The organism is Nitrospira sp., assembly GCA_005116745.1.
Classification (GTDB): domain Bacteria; phylum Nitrospirota; class Nitrospiria; order Nitrospirales; family Nitrospiraceae; genus Nitrospira_D.
Genome location: SWDS01000006.1, coordinates 830,000 through 851,758, shown reverse-complemented (window position 1 = coordinate 851,758; position 21,759 = coordinate 830,000). Strand labels below are relative to the sequence as shown.

Annotated in this window: 26 protein-coding genes and 1 pseudogene; 9 read left to right on the top strand and 18 right to left on the bottom strand. The window is 54.2% G+C overall.

Annotation, left to right across the window (positions count from 1 at the left end):
- Positions 1 to 80 precede the first annotated feature (80 nt).
- The 3 genes from E8D52_09850 to E8D52_09840 form a co-directional block, all read right to left on the bottom strand.
- Positions 81 to 1,277 carry an ATP citrate lyase gene (locus E8D52_09850; protein ID TKB69257.1) on the bottom strand — a complete coding sequence of 399 codons (1,197 nt, stop codon included), beginning with the start codon at positions 1,275 to 1,277 and terminating at the stop codon, positions 81 to 83.
- Between the two features lie 179 nt (positions 1,278 to 1,456).
- Complete coding sequence (gene mutM, locus E8D52_09845; GenBank protein ID TKB69256.1) at positions 1,457 to 2,296, bottom strand: bifunctional DNA-formamidopyrimidine glycosylase/DNA-(apurinic or apyrimidinic site) lyase; 840 nt, start codon at positions 2,294 to 2,296, stop codon at positions 1,457 to 1,459.
- A 320-nt stretch (positions 2,297 to 2,616) separates the two neighbouring features.
- Positions 2,617 to 3,027: a dual specificity protein phosphatase family protein gene (locus E8D52_09840; protein ID TKB69255.1), complete on the bottom strand. Its 411-nt coding sequence runs from the start codon at positions 3,025 to 3,027 to the stop codon at positions 2,617 to 2,619.
- Between the two features lie 225 nt (positions 3,028 to 3,252).
- Between E8D52_09840 and E8D52_09835 the strand changes: the two genes are divergently transcribed.
- Positions 3,253 to 3,516, top strand: a complete 264-nt coding sequence (locus E8D52_09835) for a hypothetical protein (protein ID TKB69467.1) — start codon at positions 3,253 to 3,255, stop codon at positions 3,514 to 3,516.
- A 38-nt stretch (positions 3,517 to 3,554) separates the two neighbouring features.
- Positions 3,555 to 3,737 (top strand): hypothetical protein, encoded by a 183-nt coding sequence (locus tag E8D52_09830; protein ID TKB69254.1) that lies wholly within the window; start codon positions 3,555 to 3,557, stop codon positions 3,735 to 3,737.
- Positions 3,738 to 4,206: 469 nt separating this feature from the next.
- Here the strand turns inward: E8D52_09830 and E8D52_09825 are convergent, their stop codons facing one another.
- Entirely contained in the window at positions 4,207 to 5,385 is a 1,179-nt protein-coding gene (locus E8D52_09825) for a methyltransferase domain-containing protein (protein TKB69253.1), read from the bottom strand.
- Positions 5,386 to 5,423: 38 nt separating this feature from the next.
- Here E8D52_09825 and E8D52_09820 point away from each other — a divergent pair, with 38 nt between their 5' ends.
- Positions 5,424 to 5,672, top strand: a complete 249-nt coding sequence (locus tag E8D52_09820; GenBank protein ID TKB69252.1) for a hypothetical protein — start codon at positions 5,424 to 5,426, stop codon at positions 5,670 to 5,672.
- A 132-nt stretch (positions 5,673 to 5,804) separates the two neighbouring features.
- Here E8D52_09820 and E8D52_09815 read toward each other — a convergent pair whose 3' ends face one another.
- The 5 genes and pseudogenes from E8D52_09815 to E8D52_09795 all read right to left on the bottom strand — a co-directional run bounded on the left by E8D52_09815 (position 5,805) and on the right by E8D52_09795 (position 9,946).
- Positions 5,805 to 7,136 (bottom strand): ferredoxin oxidoreductase, encoded by a 1,332-nt coding sequence (locus E8D52_09815; protein TKB69251.1) that lies wholly within the window; start codon positions 7,134 to 7,136, stop codon positions 5,805 to 5,807.
- A 40-nt stretch (positions 7,137 to 7,176) separates the two neighbouring features.
- A complete protein-coding gene (locus E8D52_09810; GenBank protein TKB69250.1) occupies positions 7,177 to 7,941 on the bottom strand; it encodes a 2-oxoglutarate:ferredoxin oxidoreductase in 765 nt (254 codons plus the stop codon).
- Between the two features lie 109 nt (positions 7,942 to 8,050).
- Positions 8,051 to 8,281: pseudogene (locus tag E8D52_09805) on the bottom strand (hypothetical protein).
- Positions 8,282 to 8,302: 21 nt separating this feature from the next.
- Complete coding sequence (locus E8D52_09800) at positions 8,303 to 9,031, bottom strand: ferredoxin oxidoreductase (GenBank protein TKB69249.1); 729 nt, start codon at positions 9,029 to 9,031, stop codon at positions 8,303 to 8,305.
- A gap of 21 nt (positions 9,032 to 9,052) precedes the next feature.
- Positions 9,053 to 9,946 (bottom strand): ferredoxin oxidoreductase, encoded by an 894-nt coding sequence (locus E8D52_09795; GenBank protein ID TKB69248.1) that lies wholly within the window; start codon positions 9,944 to 9,946, stop codon positions 9,053 to 9,055.
- A gap of 442 nt (positions 9,947 to 10,388) precedes the next feature.
- Between E8D52_09795 and E8D52_09790 the strand changes: the two genes are divergently transcribed.
- The 4 genes from E8D52_09790 to E8D52_09775 all read left to right on the top strand — a co-directional run bounded on the left by E8D52_09790 (position 10,389) and on the right by E8D52_09775 (position 12,481).
- A complete protein-coding gene (locus E8D52_09790) occupies positions 10,389 to 10,637 on the top strand; it encodes a hypothetical protein (GenBank protein ID TKB69247.1) in 249 nt (82 codons plus the stop codon).
- A 12-nt stretch (positions 10,638 to 10,649) separates the two neighbouring features.
- Positions 10,650 to 11,066 (top strand): NADPH-dependent 7-cyano-7-deazaguanine reductase QueF, encoded by a 417-nt coding sequence (gene queF / locus E8D52_09785; GenBank protein TKB69246.1) that lies wholly within the window; start codon positions 10,650 to 10,652, stop codon positions 11,064 to 11,066.
- 66 nt (positions 11,067 to 11,132) lie between these two features.
- Positions 11,133 to 11,939, top strand: a complete 807-nt coding sequence (locus tag E8D52_09780; protein TKB69466.1) for a symmetrical bis(5'-nucleosyl)-tetraphosphatase — start codon at positions 11,133 to 11,135, stop codon at positions 11,937 to 11,939.
- Positions 11,924 to 12,481, top strand: coding sequence for a DUF309 domain-containing protein (locus E8D52_09775; protein ID TKB69245.1), 558 nt, complete (start codon positions 11,924 to 11,926; stop codon positions 12,479 to 12,481). Before E8D52_09780 ends, E8D52_09775 begins: the two co-directional genes overlap by 16 nt.
- Positions 12,482 to 12,485: 4 nt before the next feature.
- On the opposite strand, the gene panB is transcribed toward E8D52_09775, so the two are convergent.
- Genes panB through folD form a run of 3 tightly spaced genes read right to left on the bottom strand, consistent with a single transcriptional unit; the run spans position 12,486 to position 15,032 of the window.
- Positions 12,486 to 13,274 (bottom strand): 3-methyl-2-oxobutanoate hydroxymethyltransferase, encoded by a 789-nt coding sequence (gene panB / locus E8D52_09770; GenBank protein ID TKB69244.1) that lies wholly within the window; start codon positions 13,272 to 13,274, stop codon positions 12,486 to 12,488.
- A complete protein-coding gene (locus tag E8D52_09765) occupies positions 13,274 to 14,161 on the bottom strand; it encodes a 5,10-methylenetetrahydrofolate reductase (GenBank protein ID TKB69243.1) in 888 nt (295 codons plus the stop codon). Before E8D52_09765 ends, panB begins: the two co-directional genes overlap by 1 nt.
- A 10-nt stretch (positions 14,162 to 14,171) precedes the next feature.
- Complete coding sequence (gene folD, locus E8D52_09760) at positions 14,172 to 15,032, bottom strand: bifunctional methylenetetrahydrofolate dehydrogenase/methenyltetrahydrofolate cyclohydrolase FolD (protein TKB69242.1); 861 nt, start codon at positions 15,030 to 15,032, stop codon at positions 14,172 to 14,174.
- Between the two features lie 177 nt (positions 15,033 to 15,209).
- Between folD and E8D52_09755 the strand changes: the two genes are divergently transcribed.
- Positions 15,210 to 16,193, top strand: coding sequence for a hypothetical protein (locus E8D52_09755; protein TKB69241.1), 984 nt, complete (start codon positions 15,210 to 15,212; stop codon positions 16,191 to 16,193).
- Positions 16,194 to 16,285: 92 nt separating this feature from the next.
- The gene (locus E8D52_09750; GenBank protein ID TKB69240.1) at positions 16,286 to 16,885 is read left to right on the top strand and encodes a hypothetical protein; all 600 of its coding nucleotides are present in this window, start codon (positions 16,286 to 16,288) and stop codon (positions 16,883 to 16,885) included.
- A 104-nt stretch (positions 16,886 to 16,989) separates the two neighbouring features.
- On the opposite strand, the gene E8D52_09745 is transcribed toward E8D52_09750, so the two are convergent.
- The 6 genes from E8D52_09745 to fabD all read right to left on the bottom strand — a co-directional run bounded on the left by E8D52_09745 (position 16,990) and on the right by fabD (position 21,716).
- Positions 16,990 to 17,565: a peptidylprolyl isomerase gene (locus tag E8D52_09745; protein ID TKB69465.1), complete on the bottom strand. Its 576-nt coding sequence runs from the start codon at positions 17,563 to 17,565 to the stop codon at positions 16,990 to 16,992.
- A gap of 86 nt (positions 17,566 to 17,651) precedes the next feature.
- Positions 17,652 to 18,359, bottom strand: coding sequence for a ribonuclease III (gene rnc / locus E8D52_09740; protein TKB69239.1), 708 nt, complete (start codon positions 18,357 to 18,359; stop codon positions 17,652 to 17,654).
- Between the two features lie 13 nt (positions 18,360 to 18,372).
- The gene (fabF, locus tag E8D52_09735) at positions 18,373 to 19,623 is read right to left on the bottom strand and encodes a beta-ketoacyl-[acyl-carrier-protein] synthase II (GenBank protein TKB69464.1); all 1,251 of its coding nucleotides are present in this window, start codon (positions 19,621 to 19,623) and stop codon (positions 18,373 to 18,375) included.
- Positions 19,624 to 19,637: 14 nt separating this feature from the next.
- Positions 19,638 to 19,871 (bottom strand): acyl carrier protein, encoded by a 234-nt coding sequence (acpP, locus tag E8D52_09730; GenBank protein ID TKB69238.1) that lies wholly within the window; start codon positions 19,869 to 19,871, stop codon positions 19,638 to 19,640.
- Positions 19,872 to 19,960: 89 nt separating this feature from the next.
- Positions 19,961 to 20,704: a 3-oxoacyl-[acyl-carrier-protein] reductase gene (gene fabG, locus E8D52_09725; protein ID TKB69237.1), complete on the bottom strand. Its 744-nt coding sequence runs from the start codon at positions 20,702 to 20,704 to the stop codon at positions 19,961 to 19,963.
- A 76-nt stretch (positions 20,705 to 20,780) separates the two neighbouring features.
- Positions 20,781 to 21,716, bottom strand: a complete 936-nt coding sequence (fabD, locus tag E8D52_09720; GenBank protein TKB69236.1) for an ACP S-malonyltransferase — start codon at positions 21,714 to 21,716, stop codon at positions 20,781 to 20,783.
- Positions 21,717 to 21,759 lie beyond the last annotated feature (43 nt).

Here is a 21,759-nt window from a genome sequence, read left to right as displayed (position 1 = left end):
CTTTAGGACTGAGCGCTGAGAACTGAGGGCCGAGTGAACGCCCTCCGACTAGCTCAGTCCACAGTCCTGAGTCCTCGTTACTATTTCTGAAGTGCTTTGTCGACGATGTCCGTCAGCGGGGTGTTGCGATCGAAGACGTTGATGTCGAATCCTTCGTCCTTGAGCGCGCGCATCGCATCGAGCCCTTCCTTCTCTCGCGGGCCTCCGCGACGCACCCAGATCTTCACGCCCTTCAGCTTCCCTTCCGCCTTGGCCTTGCGGAATCCGTTGATGATGCCGCCGAATGTTTTCACCACGTCGGTGAAATTGGCGATCGCGCCACCGACAATGATGTTCTTAATTCCGGGCAAGGAGCAGACCTTCTCCGTCAGCACTTCAACGGCCCAATCGGGAGGATCGCCGGAGTACTCGGCATAATTCGCCAGCTTGCCGCCACGAGCCACGACGGCATCGGAGTAATAGACACTGGCGCCACCGCCTGCGGGGAGCATCGCCGTATCACCACCGGGAATCTCAATGAACTTGACCGAGCCCTTGATCTTGCTGTCGACCGCCATGACCTCCTCTTCCTGCTTGGAATAGGCCCGGCCGAATTCTGCCGCAAACGCAAAATTCCAATCCGGATGACGGAACTTGGCATCGCCGTCTAGCAACGTCACCGCGTCAAGCGCGACTAACTCGCCATCGCTCGCGCGAGTCACAACGGGATTCACCTCGAGATACTGCGCATCTTCGCTGTCGAAGCAGCTAAACATCTTGCCAGCGAAATCCGCCATCTTCTTAGCCAACGCGCCAGTAAAACCTGCCTCTTTGGCAAGCTTTTCAAGCGCTTCATGGGAGGGAACCTGTCCCACATCAAGGCACAACCGCTTCACGCGGTCCCAATTCGATTCAACTTCGATCCCACCACAGTTGGCCACGAGAATCTCGCTGCCTTCGCGAGTCGATTTCACCGCACAATAGTATTCCTCTTTGTGGGCAATCATTTCAGAGACGATGACTTGGGAAACCATAATACTGCCGACCTGGCGACCGATCATGTCTTTGGTCGCCGCCACAGCACCGGTCAGATCGAGGCCCACCTTCACCAACCCGAGCTTAAACCTGGAACCGAGCGCTTCATGAGCTTTGGCGACCAATTGACTCTGCTTCATCCAGTCGTTGACGTGACCGAGCTTGGAGAGTTCGTCCGCGGAGGTCACAACCGCATAATGGGGGACGTGAATTCCCCACTTCTTCATCAGTCCCATCCCGGGACCTTCCAACACCTTTGCCATGAGAGTTCTCCTTCGTATTCAACTCAGCCGATCAGGGAGCCGGATTGTAACGGAAATCAACGGGATGACTCAAGACACCAGAGGAACTAAAATGAAACGGATCAAAAGGCCTAGTGTGGAGTTTCTTGGCCCATTTTCTACTAAGCACTCAAAATATAAAGATTTACCGTCACTGGTCATTACTTTGTAGACCGAAGAGACTGGCAGCTGAGGCAAAAATATGCGCTCCGCTCCCCCTGAAAGCGTCGAATGACTCCTCCGCAGTGATTGGGACAGGGCTGCCCCGCTTTGCCATAGACCAGATGCCGCCGCTTATATTGCCCTTCGGTTCCATCGGGAGCAAAAAAGTCTCGGACGCTCGATCCTCCACAGGCAATTGCCTCATGGAGAACCTCACACATGATCTGGTAAAGTTTTTCAAGCCTAGCCACCGACAGTTTGCTGACCTGAACATGCGGGTGCAGACCTGCTCGAAAAAGAATCTCATTCGCGTAGATATTCCCGATCCCGGCGATGACTTGTTGATGCATCAGGAGGGATTTGAGTCGGCCACGTCTCGATTGCAACAGTTCCACAAAGTCCTGCTGCGACGCGGCGAGCGGATCCAGGCCAAATCGGCGGGTGCGATATCGATCAAGTCCCGCCCTATCCACCAGCGAGAGTCGCCCAAACCGACGAGGATTCCAGTACCGTAATTCCGGCTCACGAGCGTCTTCAAACAACATCTTCACATGGACGTGCTGTGGATGTTTCGTCGGCGTGGACTGGAACAGGAGGAGTCCGGTCATCCCAAGTTCGGCCACGACATAGCGACAGACCCGGTCCTTCACAAATCCAAGGGCCACACTCTTGCCAAATCGCTCGACAGACTGCAGGCTGGCGCCGGGATACCACGATAAGGTCGAGAATCCCTCCCGCACAATATCCGCCCGTCCGACCCACACATCGCCTAATGGCGCACCGAGGAGACGGGAGCGGATTTGTCCAGCCACGACTTCTGCTTCTGGGAGCTCCGGCATCACTCATCCAAATTACGAGATGAAGAGAAATGCCATTACGCCATGAGGATTGGAGGAAAGGCAAGACGAGCTTGAAGGCGGTAGCAGAAAACCTGGTTACTGACAATCAATATGGGTGGGAGGTTCTGAACGGTGCTGATGCGAGAATACCTTGAGGATGCTCAAAAAGGCTGATGCTCTCACCCGCTCGACCCCGACGCGCCAAGACGCGCCTCGCCACAGGCAAGGCCGCAGCAAGCGAAAAGGCGAAGCGTATGCTTCGGTACGTTGAGCCTTTGAGCAACGCGAGAACACCGATGGCGGGCTTTTTCAGCATCCGACTACGCGGCGCGGCGGAGTTGGCGCACCTGTTCAATAGCGACTTGTAGATTTGGCAGCGGCATGGCGCCAGGCCGTCTGGCCATGACCAGCTTCAAGACCTCATCGTAGGTCCGGCCTTCCACGCAACAGAGATAAGCCATGACCACGGACACGGAGCGACCCATGCCTGCCCGACAACAGACCAGGGTCCGACTTTTTGGAGCGCGCGACTCAAGCCATCGCATCGCTTCCGCTAGCTTGGCAGGATCAACCTTGGCAAATTCTCGAAAGGGAATCCGATGATAGTCCACCCAGGCAACCGGTGTGATCGTAAACTCTTCAGCCACGAGGAGGAGCGTGCCAACCACCTCAGGTGGCCCTTGTGCATCGTCGATGCTTCCCACCAACAGATTGTCCGTAATCACATGCATTGCGTTGTCAGTATAACGCGAGTCTAATGGACGTCAAGCGTTCTTGTCGGGTTTGCGGTGTAGTTGCGATTCTATTTCCTCGCCCGCTATACTCGACCTGGTCAATTGGGGAGCGGTTTCCTTCGTCCTATGGTCACTATCACTCAACAGGAAGTAGAACGGCGTCTAAACACGGTCCAATGCGCCATCTGCAAACAGTCCAGCTTTGCCATTGACGAACGGTCCATGGGAACCGACGGTGACTGGCGGGGCATCTGCAAGAAATGCTTCTACACCTTCCCCCTCTATACCGATATGGAGTTTTATCTCCGGACACAGCCGGACGTGCCGTTTCACTTGAAGGAGATTTCCTGCACGACCTGCAACCATCGCGGAGTTGACCTCGACTTCCGGGCTACGTTATCCGTGCGGGAATCCATCTACTTCGTGACCTGCAAGGGCTGTAAGCGACAGTTCCCAGAGAAATCGTCACTGGAAGCGTTTGAATAAGTGCGCCACAGTGCTCTCCGCTGGTGTATACTGCTTGTATGAGTGATAATCTAAAACAACCTGACCAATCTTTGCCGGAAGAAAAGCCGAAGGCAAGAAAAGAAATCCCCCTCATCGCCATTCAGGATGATGGAGATATGATCGCCGAAGAAATGGCTGAGCTGTTCGAAGAAGATAAGGTGTCCCACCAGCACGGCAGCGCGGAACCGGAAGCGGATTAGCTTCTCGAAGATTCCCAGAAGTCGTCAGCAAGCGGAGCTTCCTGCTTTCATACTTCTCGGCATTACCCTTCTGAGTTGCGACGAGCGGAAATCACCTGAAATTCCCGCCGAAACCTCAGAGGGTCCCTGCGCCTCCAGTAAAGTCGGCAGTTAGCTCCCGCCTGCTGCTTCCAATAAATGAAACGGTGACGAGCCTCTTTCAGACTCGTGTTTTGCTAAAGAGGAACAATAACCATCCCTGCTACAGTTTTGGTGGTAATCCGTTCACGTCAAGTGTCTCATCCGGCAGGAGGTACTTTGCATGACTACAGAAGTAGGCCCGGTGCAATTCATCGCATGATGCCACCACCGAAGCGCGCATCCGTTCCACTGGGCTTCCTCTTAAACCCTTCAGACCATGGTGCGAGGAGTGCCTCAGGAGGGGCTGGAGCGAGAGGACACATACTTCCTTGGATTTGATTGGAGAATGTTAGACCGGACGAACGATTCTCACTTCCGCACCTTGTTCAATTCGTCCCAAGGCCGACACTTTTCCCTTTCGTTCTTTGTGAACGACCTTTTCGATCTGCACAATCGCTCCACGATGCCACTCATCAAACGCTGCGTTCTGAGGCGAAACCAGGCGATCCTGCCGACCGATTTCTGGCCGTCCCGTCTCATTGCATAGCCAGGCCCGCTTCTCACCTTTCAGTTCCCGCAGTTCGCTCACGATACGATAGACATCCGGACGTCGGTCGACGATGGTCTTCCCGTCCTTTCGCAACAACAGATAGGAAAACTTCAGCGCGTCTTTGATGAAGCCGACCTCGCCGTCGATTTCCTGGATTGATACCGGAGGTTCCCAGGCCCGCTCTTCATGACACCAATCGTAGGGGTTCACTAGGGCCGGACAACTGTTTTCATGCAGGCAGGGGCTATAGACGGTGCAGCGTTTCTCTTGGAGTAATCGGTCGCGCACTTGGTGCAGCGCTCGGGAGGTCTCGCGTAAGGCCGGTTCCACAATCATCAAGGTGCCCTGGGGTGCGAGACGCGCTAACAGCTCCGTCACAAGGCGACTTCGCATCGCGATCGGATCTGTCGCTTCCGCATGAATCTCGTTCAGGCAGTTTGCAAGAATGATGAGATTGAATGGAGCCCTCGGTTCAACCTCTTTTATCCACCCAGTCCGTGCTACATCTGCCTTGCAAGTTTGCAGGCTCGTGCCGGTCAGGTCGGCTGTTCGGCAATACTTACTCCAGAGGCTTTCGGCTTGGTGAAGTGCCGCCATCGAACGGTCCACGGCCACGACTGACAGCCCAGAGACACTCCCTCGCCCATTCCACCAGTCGAGAACCGCGAGTGCTCCGGTCCCTGGCCCAGAGCCAAGGTCTAGCACTGAGAATGGTTCGTCAACCAGCACAACGGGCATTTCACCAAGAAGCACTTGGATCTTTGACAGATTCACCGGCAGGAAATAGTTGAGATACGCCGCGCCAAGGGCGGGCGATTCAAGATAGGAGTGGCTCAATGCACTTCGCCCTATTGTGAAAAGCTTTGAGAGATCAACAACCGCAGTTGAGAGACGCTCTCGTGAAACCCCTTCGGGCTTGACGACATTCTCAATCACACTCAATAACGAGGACGAAAGGGTGACATTGTGGCTACGCATAGGCCTAGTGTATGCTCAGTCTATTACGGAGGACAACTATGACGGATGATATCCTCAAGGCCTATAAAGAGGTTGAGTCGGCTGTGGAGCGCTATATCCGACTGCTGCACGACCATGTCACGATGTTACAAAACGTCGAGCCACCCGGTTCGGATAAGATCATTCGACTGACTTCCGGCTCGAAGGCCATGACCGATAGTGCGGGAATCTATCTGTCCTATGCGAAGTATGTGGCCTATGGGATGCCGGACAGCGAGGAGATGATCGAGGACGAGATTCAGGGATAACGAACGGTCTGGCCTAGCCAGTCGTCGGAATCATAACGACTAGATAGACAAGATAGACCGGATTGACAGAAACAGGAAGGGCCTCTCAAGCTGATGCTTGAGAGGCCCTTCCTGTTTGACTATCGTCTCGCTTTAGATGCTGCGCATGAAGTGAGCGACTTCGTCAGGATTGACGCCACCCATGATCTGCGACATCGCAACGTTCGTAGACTTCTTACCGCTCACACCTGATTCGACTTCGTCCACGATTAACTCCACCGGCATCGACTGACCACCGTACACGCGCGGGCCACCGATGATCTTCGCGTTGGAGAAACCGTAGATGGCAGTCGCCACTTCCTTGGCCAGCCAGCCGACGTAGTTGAATTCCGGGACCACGATCAGCTTGGCCTTGCCGCACAACTGGCGGAGTTCCTTGGTCGGGAACGGGCGGAGGGAGCGGACCTTGATCAATCCGACCTTCATGCCCTTTTCTTTACAGAGTCGAACGGCTTCGCGCGACTGCGCGGCAGCGCTGCCGGAGGCAATGATGATCACTTCGGCATCATCGACGTTCTCCGCAGTGAGCAATCCGCCCATATATCGATCAATGTATTTGCGCGACCGTTCAACGGCTGCCCAGACTTCTTGTTGCCAGACGGCGTGAATGTTGTACGCCATAAAGTTTGACTTCTGGACTGGGGCGTCTCGAGAGAGACGCGCGGGAGGATTCTCCGCATCCAGCACAGGAACAGCCCCGCGCCAGGCTTCGCGCGGCGGAAGCTTAATGCCACGATCCTGCATGCGCACATACCCACGAGCATGGGTGACGAAAAAACCGTCGCAGCAGACCCCGACGGGCAACGTGACATCATTCATTTCGCTGATCGTGAAACCGGCCATCGTAAAGTCAAACATGTCCTGCTGATTCTCAGCATGAAACACGATCATGCCGCAGTTGAGCAGATAGGACACTTCAATGTTGTCCGGTTGAATTGCCAATGGGGCATTGACGACACGACAGGTAAACATGGCAACGGCTGGAAGACGGTGGCCTGGCCAGGAGGCGATGCCTTCAAGACCTCGCAACGTACCGGGACCGGCCGTCGCAGTGTAGCAACGGACGCCTGCACGTGAGCCGCCAGCGATAGCCGCCATCACACCTACTTCTTCCTCACCACGATAGTACTCTTTCACATAACCTTCACCATAGAGGACACCGACAAGCTGCATGGTTTCGCTCTGTGGCGTGATCGGATACGCAATCGCCAAATCCACATTCGAACGACGGACTGCTTCTTTTGCAGCCTCGCTGCCGGTGATGAATTCCTTTGTCCGTGGCGCCTCGTGAAACATATACTCAGGCGTCACCACTCGCTGTCTTTTCGCTTCGCCATGCGGATCTTTTTTCGATGCACTTGGCGCTGGCGCTACGCTGGTAATCGGGTCGCCTTGCGGATTTGTCTTCACTTCAGTCTCGCTCATAATTGCACCTCTTGGCTAGTTCGAGCATTGCCACTCGGCCTTATCCTTCCCGCTTCATCTGCTCGGCAGAATGACCAAACATCGCTGCGCTCCCCGTCCCACCAGGAGTCGGAGCAAACGCCATTGGATTAGTGTGAGTCTTACCGCCATGCACCTTTGATTGTGTGCCCGTAAAACGGACATTTTCGCCGCTCTCCGGCAGCTTGATTCCTAGCTCCTCACGGACGCGCTTGAAAATCTGGGCAACACGCTTGATCTTGAGCGTATCGGAGTCTCGAATCGTCAACATCGCATCCTCATGACCTTGCTCCGCGCAAACGGCCATGGTGCAGCAATTGGTGCCTGCCCTGATCATCTTCAGGGTGAGATTCGCATAGTGACAATGGACACCGATAAAGATGCAGGCTTCGATCTTATTGCCCCAGATCGTCAGATTCGGATGATTAGGGTTGATCACTTCTTCAGGATCAATTTTCGGGTATTTTGGCCGATAATCCGGCATAGGGATGATCATCACTTCAGGAATCTGGGCCGCAATTTCAAGCGTGGCCTTCGCCTTTTCTACGGCATGATCGTTCCACGCCCACAAGAGGAGGGGACCTGGAAAGATCGTCGCATTCGGGCTCGTCAGCATTTTGCGAGCCATCTCTTCAATGACTACCTCCTCATTCGGCTCAAGGAGGCCATAGTACAACCCCTGTCCTGGATCCGGCAAAGCTACACCTAACTGGGCCGCAGACGGCGGATGGAACCCTGCTGGACCCGGCACGATGATTCGCTCTCTGGTATCTTGTGTAATTGCCACGCCTGACTCCCCTTCCTTACCCAACCATAGGGCTCGCAAGCACTGCAGTGGTGCTCTTGTCTCCGTAGGTAATATTGTCCGTCAACGCTGCCTTTGGCAACTGATCGATCATGGTCATTTTAATAGCATTGTTCTTGGCCAGGCTGTCACAGACCCATACGCACAGGGCACAGCCTTTACACCGGTCTACCGCGATATAGGCAGACCCGTACTTAAACCCTTGCTCTTTGCCCATCTCCTCACTGTATTGAATGGTGTTGGCTTCTGGACAATACTGCGTGCAAAGCTTACAGCTCTTCGATGCACAGATTTCAACATTGACATTGGCTACAAGGTACATAAAGACTCCTTTGTGGCTCGGCTACGCAGTGGCAGTGGCCGGCTCAGTGGCCACTGGCTCGGCTTCGCGCTTGACATCTGACGCTGCCCAACCGTGATCGACAGCATAGTTCCATCCAGCCCGCATGACGGCGACGTTCTTATCGATCAGCTCCTGCTTTTTCTTGAACTTTCGTTCAACGACACTGTCGAGTGCGGCAGTACCGCCAGACACCACAAAGCCTTTACCGAGGAACCGATCCTTGACGGCCTGATCCAACCCCACCATATTCGTGAGACCTGTAATCGCACCAATACAGCCCATTAGCGCCATGTTGGTGGCGAGATCCATGCCTGCGACTTCCAAAGACATCTTCGTCGCTGGAAAGTAATAGAGCTTCACGCGCTTTTCCTTCAGCTCAGCCGCCTGATCGCGATGAAGATTCATCGGTCCATCATTATTGATCAACGCAATCCCATCTTCCTTTAAACCGAAGTAGAATGGCATCGTGTACGATTTGCCGTGGGTAATGACCTGAGGATGGAAAATAATGATGATGTGAGGAAATGTGATTTCGCCAATCTCATAAATCGGTTCGTCCGATACACGGACATAACTTTCAACCGGCGCCATCCGTTTCTCAGACCCATAGAACGGTACGATCGTGCTTTCGCCTCCAGCATTGATCACGGCCGTGCTCAGGATGTGAGACCCCGTCACGACGCCCTGTCCGCCGACACCTGCCATTCGAATATTGAAGCGCTTTGCCATTGTGCAATCTCCTTCGGTCGCTTAGGCCTTGTTGGGAATCGCGGCAGCTGGCTTGGGGAGGAACTCCTTATAGCCATAGCGCTCGGCAAGATACTGTTTGGCCTCTTCGCTGACATACTCGGTGAACTGGTATCGATCGTTCTCGACCGTCTTCGCATCTTCCATGACTTTGTCAGTCGGAATAGCGTATTCAATATTGCACGAGGTATACGCCTGAATATACGTTGACCCGACTTCGCGAGCGATCAACACCGCTTTCTTAATGACGCTTTCGACACGGCGCGGATTATTCGGCACGACTGTCGCCACATACGCACAACCCGCAACCTTAGCCATCTGCAGCATATCCATCTTCTCGAACTTCTTGCCGAGGGGAGCCATTTTCAGTACGGCACCGCGATTGGTCATACCACTTTCCTGCCCACCGGTATTCCCATACACCTCGTTGTCCAACATGATGGTCGTAAACCGTTCCTTGCGGAACCACGAATGGAGCACCTGTTGGAAACCGATGTCCGCCGTACCACCGTCTCCAGCCATCACAACCACATCCTTAGGCTTATCTCCAAAGCGAAGACGAAGGCCACGAGATAATCCGCTCGCGACTCCATTTTGGTCACCATAGTTGCCGTAGACAAATGGAATTGCTGCCTGAGAGATGGCCAGACGACCGCAACCGGCTGTCCCCACAGTAATAGTATCTTCGGGGTTAGGGAAAGCAATGATGGCAAGTCTTATGAAGAGCGTCATCGCGCAACCGGCACACATAGGGTGTTCTTCCAACGCTTCCTTGAAACTCCCCATCTGAGAAACAGTGACCTTCTTCCCAAAAGGCCCATGTTCGACCATGTCTCGATATTCTTTTGGCATGAACCTTTCAAATCCATTGGAAAACTTGACATAATCAAGACTCATCAGGCACCTCCATTATATATCGTTGGCAACGGTTGACCGCTGCTCATCATTCTTGACACTGCCGACATGCATCAAAAAAACTTGAGGGTTTGGATAATTCAGACCACGACCTAAGGGCCATCGAGTCTCGGCATCCTAACAAAGCCTGAAAAAGACTGTCAATCTTTGATCAAACTTTTCTCATCTCTAGTAGTGACACCAAACCTTAGTTATGAATTTATGATAACTACTAATGATGATAGTATAACGCCATGAAAATCAAAGCAACTTCAAAGATGGCCCACGATGTCCAAAAGAAAAGGCCTAGATCCAGCCGGCAAGATAGGCCATTTGCCCCAAACGACTAGGACAAGAAAATCACTCGAATGAGCCGCTCCGAACGTTCTTAATGATTCCCGTTTAGACATTGCCGATTCGTTGCATTCCGTTTACACTACTTCCCATGCTCTTGCGCGTTCTCATCCCAGGCGAAGATGATGCGGGTGTCCATGTCGGCGGGGTCCATAAACGCCCGGCGATTCCGGACGATTCAATCAAGGCTGAATGCCCAAAGTTCATGGCACATGGCCCCTGTGGAGGAGTCCGTAAAGGTGGCCTTTGTGAAGTCTATCCAGAAATGAAATGCCCCTGGGTCTCTCTGTATATCGAATTGGAAAAAATTGGTCAGACTGAATGGATGAAGCACGCCTAAAAGGAGTACGGAGTGAAGGGTAAGGAGTTAAAGAGGAGCATACGAAGCACGAAGCTTGGCTACAACGAGCGTCATGCGCGAAGCGGGATCAACTCTCCTCTCCCAGATATCGAGACCTTCCCGAATCAATACAAGAAATATGAAATTACGATTGAGATCCCTGAGTACACAGCGATTTGTCCAAAGACTAACTTGCCGGACTTCGGAACCATTACACTGCATTACATGCCTGATAAAGAATGTCTTGAGCTGAAAGCGCTCAAAATGTACATCCACGCCTACCGGAATCTCGGCATCTTCTACGAAAATGCCGTCAACAGAATCCTCCACGATATTGTCAAATCCTGCCGTCCCGTATGGGCAAAAGTCACCGGCACCTTTACCGCTCGCGGCGGGCTCTCTAGCAAGATCGAAGCAAAGTACCCGTAGAGCCCGCACCTCTCCCAACAGATTAAGGTCTTGTGGAGAGTTCCATCCCAGGGTACTCTCGTGAGCATGACGACATATGCCATCGGCGATGTGCAGGGATGCTACGAGCCCTTGCAACGCCTTCTCAAGCATATCCACTTCGACCCGACCCATGATCGTCTCTGGTTCGTCGGCGATCTGGTCAACCGTGGTCCGGATTCGCTGAGCGTCCTCCGCTATATCAAAAACCTTCGCGATCGGGCTGTCGTCGTGTTAGGCAATCATGATCTGTTCCTGCTGGCTGTAGCCGAGGGTATTGCCGCAGTGCGTCCAGAAGACACACTAGGTGAGATACTAACGGCACCAGATCACGACGAGCTACTCACGTGGTTACGTCAACAACGGCTCCTGTATCGTGAGGATTCTTTCGTGCTTGTTCACGCGGGCTTACTACCCCAATGGTCCATCGATGAAGCGGAAAGACTGGCTCGTGAAGTCGAGATCGGTCTGCAAAGTCCCACATACCGAGACATCCTACAAGCACTGCATCCCAGCAAACATCTACAATGGTCGCCAAACCTGACCGGTCCCACTCGACTCGCGACCATCATGAAGGTGCTCACCCGACTTCGGGCTTGTTCGCCGGATGGCCGGATGGAATCGTCGTTCAACGGTTCTCCAGAACGAATCCCTGCCGGGTATTTCCCTTGGTTCCAGGTTGAGCATCGACAACATCGCAATGCCACCATCGTGTGTGGACATTGGGCAGCACTTGGGCTCCATTGCGAAAAGCAGCTCCTCGCTATCGACAGCGGCTGTGTGTGGGGACGGCAGCTGACCGCAATCCGGTTGGAAGACCGAGCCGTGTTTCAAGTACCATGTACCGTTACATGAGTGTCATGGTGGCTGGGCCGAGGCCTCTCAATCCCAATTGGCCTCGTTACTCTCCACATCCATTCCCCTCCTATCATTACCTGCCAGGCCAAACACCACATCCTCGCCGGAACCCTCGTGGCCACTCTTATGGACAACCAGAGCTGACACCACGGCTCTTCCCGGCTGCTCAATGGAAGAGCTCAGATGACTATCTCTATGGGATTGATCTTTATAATTTCGCCTTTTGGTGGGAGTCGCATGAGGTCTTTGAAGGGTTGTGGCATGCCTCAGGGCGCAACTCAGTACAAGGCAACTTCTTCCAATCTCTGATTCAACTCGCCGCAGCAAACCTCAAGCGGTTCATGGGGAACGATGCCGCTGCTCAGAGGCTCATTCACGCGGGAATCATTCGACTACAGAACGTTCCCTCCGCATATATGGGCATTGATGTCACGCACCTACTAAACGCGTTGCACGCACACTGTGTCGGTCAATATCCGCACATTCCGCTTATCGAATTGGATCAAGGCCTGGGGAATATTGAGGAGGTGCCGCACTGAAAACCTAGTGATAGCTCTCGGAGTCGCTCGGAAACTTGCCCTGTTCCACTTCTTCTTTATAGCGGTTCAGTGCTTGGAGGGTGTCGGCTTTCAGGTGAGCGTAAGTCTTCACAAATTTTGGGGTGAACGCATCAAAGAGTCCAAGGAGATCATAGAGCACAAGCACTTGGCCATCGCAGTGCGGCCCGGCCCCTATGCCGATAGTCGAGATTGAAAGAGCTTGAGTAATTTTTTGGGCCAACTCGGCAGGTATCGCTTCCAAAACAAGCGCGAAGGCTCCGGCAGCTTCGATGGCCTTTGCATCCTGAAGCAATCTGGAGGCTTGATCGTCGGCTTTGCCTTGGACCTTATATCCGCCCAACGCATAGACCGATTGTGGCGTCATACCCAGGTGGCCCATGACAGGAATCCCAACGCTCGTCATGGCGTTGATTCGATCTGCCATCACAGCCCCCCCCTCCAGCTTCACGGCAGTGGCACCAGCTTGTAGCAATCGGCCTGCATTGCGCAGGGCCTCCTCTGTGCTGGTCTGATAGGACATGAACGGCATGTCCGCAATCACCAAAGCTCGCTGCACCACGCCGGCGACCAACTTGGTGTGATACAGCATATCCTCCATCGTCACCGTCAGCGTGTTGGGTTTTCCCTGGACGACCATGCCCAGCGAATCCCCTACCAGCATCACCCGGATTCCCGCCTGCTCAACAATCCGTGCGAACAGCGCATCATAGGCCGTCACGACGGCGACCTTTTTCCGGTCTCGCTTGCACTGCTGGAAATCGAGAATCGTCATCAGTCCAATTCAGCTTTGGTGATGATCTCGCTCAACCGATGCGTGGCTTTGATCGCCATAATATGCACACCGTCGCAGTGCGGCCGAACCGCCTTGATCGTCCGTACTGCGATATCGACTCCGACGTCTTCAGCCTTCTCCCCAGCAGCTTTGAGCTCGTCAATCATCTCGCTTGGCACGGACATGCCGGGGATGTTGGCGTTCATGAATTCCGCCATCTTCGCATTACGCAGCAACAGGATACCCGCCAGGACCTTCACGTTGAACGGCCGCACCTGTTTCATGAAACCGGCGAAGACATCGGGATGATAGACCGCCTGGGTCTGAAAGAACTGGGCGCCGGCTTTCACTTTCACTTCAAACTTCGCCAGCACCGGCCCGACTAGATCAGCCTCCGGGGTGACGGCCGCGCCAATGGTGAACGCTGTGGACCCATCTAGTTTATTGCCGACCATGTCCTTGCCGTTGTTCAACCCTCGGACGAGTTGCATCACCTGAACGGAATCGAGGTCATACACCGGCTTAGCTTCTTTGTGGTCACCGACCGTAGGATAGTCGCCCGTGAGACACAATATATTGCGAATCCCAAGCATGTGCGCGCCCATCAGATCGGATTGCATAGCGATCCGATTGCGATCGCGACAGGTCAACTGCATCACAGGGTCGTGCCCCAACTCATAGAGCAGGCGACAGACTGGAAGTGAGCCTGCTCGCACCACGGCAGCGGTATTGTCGGTGACATTCACACCGTGTACTCGTCCAACGAGTTGTTTAGCATTTTCCAAAATGGACGTGATGTTCGTCCCTTTAGGAGGGTTATACTCAACCGTGACAGCAAACGTCCCTCGGTTGAGAACATCGACCAAGCGCTGTGGCTCTCGACTCATGGATAGCCCCTCATAGCAATCCTACTGTCCTCTTGGCGGACTCCACCGTATTTTCCAACAGCATCGCGATGGTCATCGGGCCGACTCCACCAGGAACAGGGCTAATCCAGCCGGCCTTCTGGCTGACTGGTTCAAAATCGACGTCTCCGCACAGCTTCCCCTCAGGCGTCTTGTTGGTCCCCACATCAATGACGACTGCACCCTCGCGTACCATGTCGGCCGTCACAAACTTCGCCTTTCCGATCGCCACAAGTAGCAACTCCGCCTCACGGCACACGGCGGGAAGGTCTCGGGTTTTTGAATGACAGATCGTGACCGTCGCATTCCTCTGAAGAAGCATGAGCGCCAGTGGCTTCCCGACAATATTGCTCCGTCCCAGCACAACCGCCCGTTTCCCTTCAATTGTAATGCCAGTTGATTCAATCATCTTGATGACGCCTTTAGGCGTACAGGCCTCGAATATGGGATGGCCTTCCACCAGCCGGCCGAAGTTGTAGGGATGAAACCCATCGGCATCCTTGAGTGGTGAGACGGCCTCTAGAATGACCTTGCTGTCAATATGTTTGGGCAACGGGAGCTGAACCAGAATTCCATGGATGTTGGGGTCAGTATTCTTTTTATCGATCAGCGCCAACAACTCGGTCTGTGTCGTGTTCGCCGGAAGTTTGTAATCGTCGACATAGATGCCTGCCAATTCGCAGGCCTTTTGTTTGTTTCGAACATACACATGCGAGGCAGGATCATCGCCCACCAAAATGGTCGCAAGACCAGGTTTCATCGATTTCTTGGCGAACAGGTCCGCCGATTCTTTCGCTAGACGATCGCGTACTTGCTGAGCGAGCGCTTTTCCATCAATCAATTGTGCGGCCACGATCCCCTCCCTCTCACCATTCAAGTAGGTTAATTCCCGCAACTTAGCAGGGGAATTTTATGCAAGTCAACGCTTAGCCATCACCGCTCCTTGCCGTTCTCCTATAGCGCGCTTTCTTGACACACTCTTTGCCCCTCCGGTACGATCAGCACTGCTCACAACCTGGACAACCCACCTTTGCTCGTCACATTCTATCGCCACGTATTATCGGCTGCTGTCCTCGCGCTAGGCTTGACGGCTTACAGCGAAGCCGCGCAAATCATCGGTCTGGAGTCACCAAATAGCTTCGTCGGCGACCCGTCAGGGAAAGACTATTTCATTTCCAACATCAACGGCGAGCCGGACGCGAGAGACAACAACGGCTTCATCACGAAACTCGACACGGAAGGCAAGATCACCAATCTCAAGTTTATCCAAGGCGGTGTCTCGGATGTGCTGCTGCACGCCCCAAAGGGAATGGCCTTGATTGGATCAATCCTCTACATTGCCGATCTTGATCAGCTGAAAGGCTTCGATAAGACGACGGGAAAACTTTTGGCCACCGTCTCGTTTCCCTCCCAGTCCCACGGACAGGTTTCGCTGACTGACGTTGCGGCGTCACCGACCGGCCTCCTCTACGCCTCAGACCAGACGGCCAATTCGATTTACCGTATCACCCCATCCGACAATCATCGGGTTGACCTGCTGATTCACGATGACCGGCTTGCGGGCCCCGCAGGAATCGCGATTCACCCGAAGACGAATCATCTCATCACCGTGAGCTGGGAAAAAGGAAAGATCCTTGAAGTCACGCCTGATGGACAGCTGAGCGAACTCGAAGCGAACGGATTTTTTACCAGTCGCTTTCAAAACCTGAGCGGAGTGGATTTCGATCAATGGGGCAACATGTACGTGTCTGATTTTACCAAGGGCAAGATTTGGCGCATGACCCGAGACCATCGCTTCCAAGTTATAGCCGAATATCTCCCCGCCCCGGCTGACATCGGGATAGACCGTGCGAATAACTTGATCCTGGTGCCCTACCACTACATGCATGCCGCCGAGATGAATGGACTTGAAACCCCGTCAGGAGGTAAGTCCAAGGACGGAAAGCGTACACTGGCCGACTACGGATTTATTCCTCCACCTCCCAAGCCAGGCCCGGAAGGAATGAAGAAATGAGCTCCTGCGCGTATTGTCACAGCCGAAAGGGCAAGCGCCCGTGCCCTGCCCTCGGAGGATTAATCTGCAGCCCCTGCTGTGGAGAACATCGCATGACACGGATTTCCTGTCCCAGTGATTGTGCCTATCTCGATACGGGAAGCGACTATCAGCAAAAACGGCTCAGTGAGCAGTTCTTGCCCGTTCGGCGGGATTTCTATCGAGAGTTAGAAGAATCGGGAGGGCAGAAAGCCGTCGCGTTGTTCAACCTGATCGAGGTCGTCACCTTCAGCTATTTTGAAGGGCGCCGAGATGGCCAGGATGCCGAGGTCATGACGGCGCTTCAGGCGCTCCGTCGCACACTCAGTCCGCTGCATATTCCCGCAGCTCCCATGCCGGTGTTCGCAGAACACCTCCGGAAAGAGTACGAAACGTTCAGCAAGCAGAACCCAGAGCAGATCGCAGATTCATCGGATGCGCCGGCAGCCCTGGATCGGATCGACCGGTTCGCCTCGACGTTTTCAGGAAATGATTTTCAGTCCAGCCGGTTTCTTGGAGGACTCATCGGGTATGTCAAGACGCATCATCCGGAGATCGCCGATCACCTGAAGAAGAAGCATGAGCCGGGACACATTATTCTTCCAGGCCAGTCGTTCAGGCCTCCATCAACACCTGACGCACACACCCACGGTCCAGGCTGCGAGCACCATTGAAATGAACCGACTGTACCGAATCCAGTAAGACAGACGCCATATCCACCATATGCCAGGGTAAGAGCTGTTTGATATGAGTGGCTTAGTCAAAGATCACTACGAATCTACTCCACAATCGTAACCGTCATTTCCACACGTTCTTTTGGATTATCCCGCTCATCGCGTACCGAGTTGACGATCTTGTCAGCCACTCCGAGGCCCTTCGTCACCTCGCCAAACACGGAGTACTTGCGGTCCAAGAATCGCGAATCCTCGACGACAATGAAGAACTGGGAACCTGCCGTATCCGGGTCAGCTGCCCTGGCCATAGAAACAATGCCACGTTTGTGTGGGATATCACTGAACTCTGCCTTAACTGTATGGCCAGGACCACCCTGTCCATAGGTATCCTTTTTGAGTGAGTCTTTCGTATTGGGATCACCACCTTGGATCATGAAGCCGGGAATGACGCGGTGGAAAATCGTCCCATTGTAGAACCCAGATTTCGCGAGCTTGGTAAAATTCTCCACATGCTTTGGTGCGACATCTGGATACAATTTGATCTCGATATCGCCGAATTTCGTCTTAATGATCGCCCGTGGCCCTTTCGGTGCCTCCGCCTTTGAGTTCGTTGGTGTATCAGCGGCTACAACCGACCCGACCCCTGAAACCGACAGAGCTACCCCAACCAGCATCCCCATCAGCACAGGCCATCCAGCTTGCTTCAACATTACCGACCTCCTATACGATTCCAAGACAAGGGTGAACTATTGTAACACGGACGGACTCACCGTTCAGCCTCCTCCAGCGCTCGTTGCGCCGCCTCCTGTTCCGCTTCCTTCTTGCTGTGTCCTCGGCCAATTCCAAACACTCTGTCATTCACCTGCACTTCCACTTCAAATACCTTTTGGTGATCCGGCCCGGTTTCGCGTACGATCACATACCGAGGTAGCAATTCATATCGCTTTTGGCACCATTCCTGGAACCGCGTCTTGTAGTCATCTCCTCCTGGTTGTTCTTGCAGCACATCGAGGTGACGCAGCTCATTGGTTAGTGCCTCAATAGTGAAGTTTCGACTCGCCTCAAACCCTCCATCAAGATAGACCGCCGCAATAACGGCCTCCAACGCATCCGCGAGCAGTGAGGTCTTGTCGCGCCCATTCGAGAGTTCTTCACCTCGACCAAGTTTCAGTCTGTCACCAAGATCCAGCCGTCTGGCGGCATTCGCTAAGGGCGCTTCGCTCACGAGCGACGCTTTGAGTTTTGAGAGCGCCCCTTCACTCAACTCAGGGTATTGCCTCGCAAGATAGTCGCTCATAATGAGCGACAATACGGCATCTCCCAAAAACTCAAGCCGCTCATTATGCGTTCGACCGGAATCTCGACGCTCATTTACGTACGATTTGTGGGTCAGCGCCTCGATCAAGAAGCTCGGATTTGTGAATCGATAGCTCGATATGGCAGGAGACGAATCGGCTGAAGGAGCCGGCGTCATGGTGACACGCGCACTACGCGTCCAGCCTCGTGAAGATCAAACAGGCGTTCACTCCACCAAATCCAAAGGAATTCGATAATGCCGTTTTAATGGCGGACGGTCGTGCCTTATTGGGAACATAGTCCAGATCACAGGCCGGATCCTGATGATCCAGATTAATCGTAGGAGGGAGCACGCCATGGAAGAGCGCCAGCAGACTAAAGACGGCCTCGATCCCACCGGCAGCGCCGAGGAGATGCCCGGTCATAGACTTGGTCGAGCTGACTGGAATGCGAAATGCCTGTTCTCCGAATACCTGTTTGATCGCTCGGGTCTCAATGGCATCGGCCATCGTCGACGTACCATGTGCATTGATATACCCGATCTGATCGCGATTGATTCCGGCATCTTTGAGCGCGAGTTCCATACAACGAACAGCCCCCTCACCCTCTTCCGGCGGCGCGGTGATATGGTACGCATCGCTGTTCATCCCATATCCAATGATCTCGCCGTACATTCTGACCCCACGCTGAAGGGCATGTTCCAATTCCTCAATCACAAGGACCCCTGCCCCCTCGCCCAACACAAATCCATCCCGGTCCTTATCGAAGGGACGGCTCGCCTTCGTCGGCTCATCATTCCGGAACGACAACGCCTTGGCCGAGGCAAATCCCGCGACACCCAGTGGAGTGACCGCCGCTTCGGCTCCACCGGCCACCATGACATCGGCATCGCCACGTTGAATCAGGCGGTACGCATCCCCGATGCAATGATTGCCTGTGGCGCACGCCGTCACCGCACACGAGTTGGGCCCCTTGGCCCCGATCCGAATTGCCACCTGCCCAGACGCCAAATTGATGATAGTCATTGGAATAAAGAACGGGGAGACCCGGCCAGGCCCCTTCGTTGTGAGCACATCATGGTAGTGCTCGATCGACCCAAGCCCGCCGATCCCAGAGCCAATGTACACGCCAACCTTCGTGGCCTCCTCCGGCGCGACAATGAGACCGGCGTCATCCACGGCCAACTGCGCGGCGCCCACCGCGTAGTGGATGAACCGATCCATCTTCTTGATCTCTTTTTTTTCGATGAACTGAGCCGGATCGAAGTCTTTCACCTCACCCGCAATTTGGGCATCATATCCCGTCGGGTCGAATCTGGTGATCCGGCCGATCCCGGACTCACCGGCACAGATCGCCTTCCAGGTCTTCTCGACACCCGTACCCAGTGGTGTCACGAGCCCAAGACCGGTGACCACAACACGCCGTACGGCTCGACCAGCCATTCCTGCCGACATACCTAGGACTTTTCCTTGATGTAGTCCAGCGCCTTCCCAACGGTCAGAATTTTTTCCGCATCTTCATCGGGGATTTCGATCGAGAACTCTTCCTCCAGCGCCATAACCAGCTCGACAGTATCGAGCGAATCAGCGCCAAGATCTTCAACGAAGGAGGCTTCCGGCGTCACCTCTTCCGCTTCTACCCCGAGTTGTTCGGCAATAATCTTCTTGACTCGCTCATCAACAGTTGCCATCGCGATGACTACCTCCTTCCCCAGTATGACCCCGCTATACCGCCACATGGGGATCTGTGACGGCCGCACATCCAAACAATTCTCTGTGCTTATACCATCAACATCCCGCCGTTCACGTGCAAGACATGACCGGTGATGTAGGCCGCATCCTCGGACACTAAAAACCGCACGGCTGCCGCAATATCCGCCGAGGTACCCAAGCGCCCCAACGGGATTTGCTTCAGAAGCGTGTCCTTCACATCAGCCGATAGGCCATGGGTCATAGCCGTGTCGATGAACCCGGGCGCCACCGCATTCACTGTGACGTTACGGCTGGCATACTCCCGCCCGACGGTTTTTGTAAACCCAATCACCGCCGCCTTCGAGGCTGAGTAATTGGCCTGTCCCGCATTCCCAATGACCCCAACGATTGAGGCGATGTTGACGATGCGACCATACCGTTGCTTGGTCATCGGCTGCAAGACCGCTTTCGTGCAGTTAAACGTCCCATTCAGATTGATCTGAAGCACCAGATTCCAATCTTCTTCCTTCATCCGTAACAACAAGCCATCACGAGTGATCCCGGCATTGTTGACGAGGATATCCACCTTGCCCCAGGCCTTCATAACTTGCTCGACCATCGCTTTGGTTTCATTGGCGTCGGCCACGTTGACTTTGATGTTCAAAGCCTTCCGCCCGAGCTTCTCGACGGAGGCGACCGTTTCCACCGAGCGGCCGGGATCAAGATCGGCCACGGCAATGTCGGCCCCCGCTTGAGCAAGGCATTCGGCAATAGCCCGACCGATACCTTGTGCAGCGCCAGTAACAATAGCAGTTTTTCCTTGTAGTGACATTTCAGACCTTTCAGACCATACGTTAACAGGCTGACAGGGAATTCGTCATCTGGTTTTCCATGCGAACAGTTTGGCCTTAGCTGACCGCCTTGAGTGTCGCGTCCAACGACTTCGGATCGTTCACATTCAACAGTTTCGCGTCAGGAAGGATTCGCCTAATCAATCCAGTCAAGACAGTGCCAGGGCCGATTTCGATAAACGTTGTGACACCCATTCTACCCATGGTCTGCACGGTATCCTCCCACAGCACGGAAGAGGGCAGCTGACGGACCAGTGACGCCTGGATCTCGCCTGCCCGGCTGATTGCTTTAGCCTCTGCATTATTCACCAGAGGGGCGCTCAGGTCCGACCACCGAACCGTGGCCAAATCCTTTGCCAATCGATCGGCGGCTTGCTGCATCAACGGAGTATGGACCGGCACACTGACCGGCAAGGGGATGGCCTTTTTACAGCCTTGCGCTTTAGCCAATTCAATGGCCCGTTCCACTGCCGCCCTTTCACCCGCAATAACCACCTGCCCAGGCGAATTGAAGTTTGCTGCCGCAACGACCCCGACCGATGACGCCATACGGCAGACTTCTTTGACAACCTCGGCGTTCAAACCCAACAAGGCCGCAACGAGACCGGTGCCTGGAGCGACGGCTTCGGACATATAGCGTCCCCGCTTCTGAACCAGGCCAACGGCATCACGAAAGGATACACCGCCTGCCGCAACCATCGCTGAATACTCACCCAAACTATGCCCCGCCACCACAACCGGCTTGATCCCGACCGGTTCAAACAGTTTCCACGCCGCCACACTACTCACAAGTAAAGCCGGCTGGGTGAACTCCGTGAGATTGAGTCGTTCAGCCGGTCCCGTGAAGCACAACTCGGCGATATCATACCCCAAGACCGCAGTGGCCTCATCGTAGACGGATTTCAATGAGGAATGCGCATCATAGAGCGCCTTCCCCATCCCGACTGACTGAGAACCCTGTCCAGGGAAAACAAACCCGATTTCTAGAGCCATGGGGGGTTAGATATCTTCGAAATTCCGTGTAAAGTCAACGAGA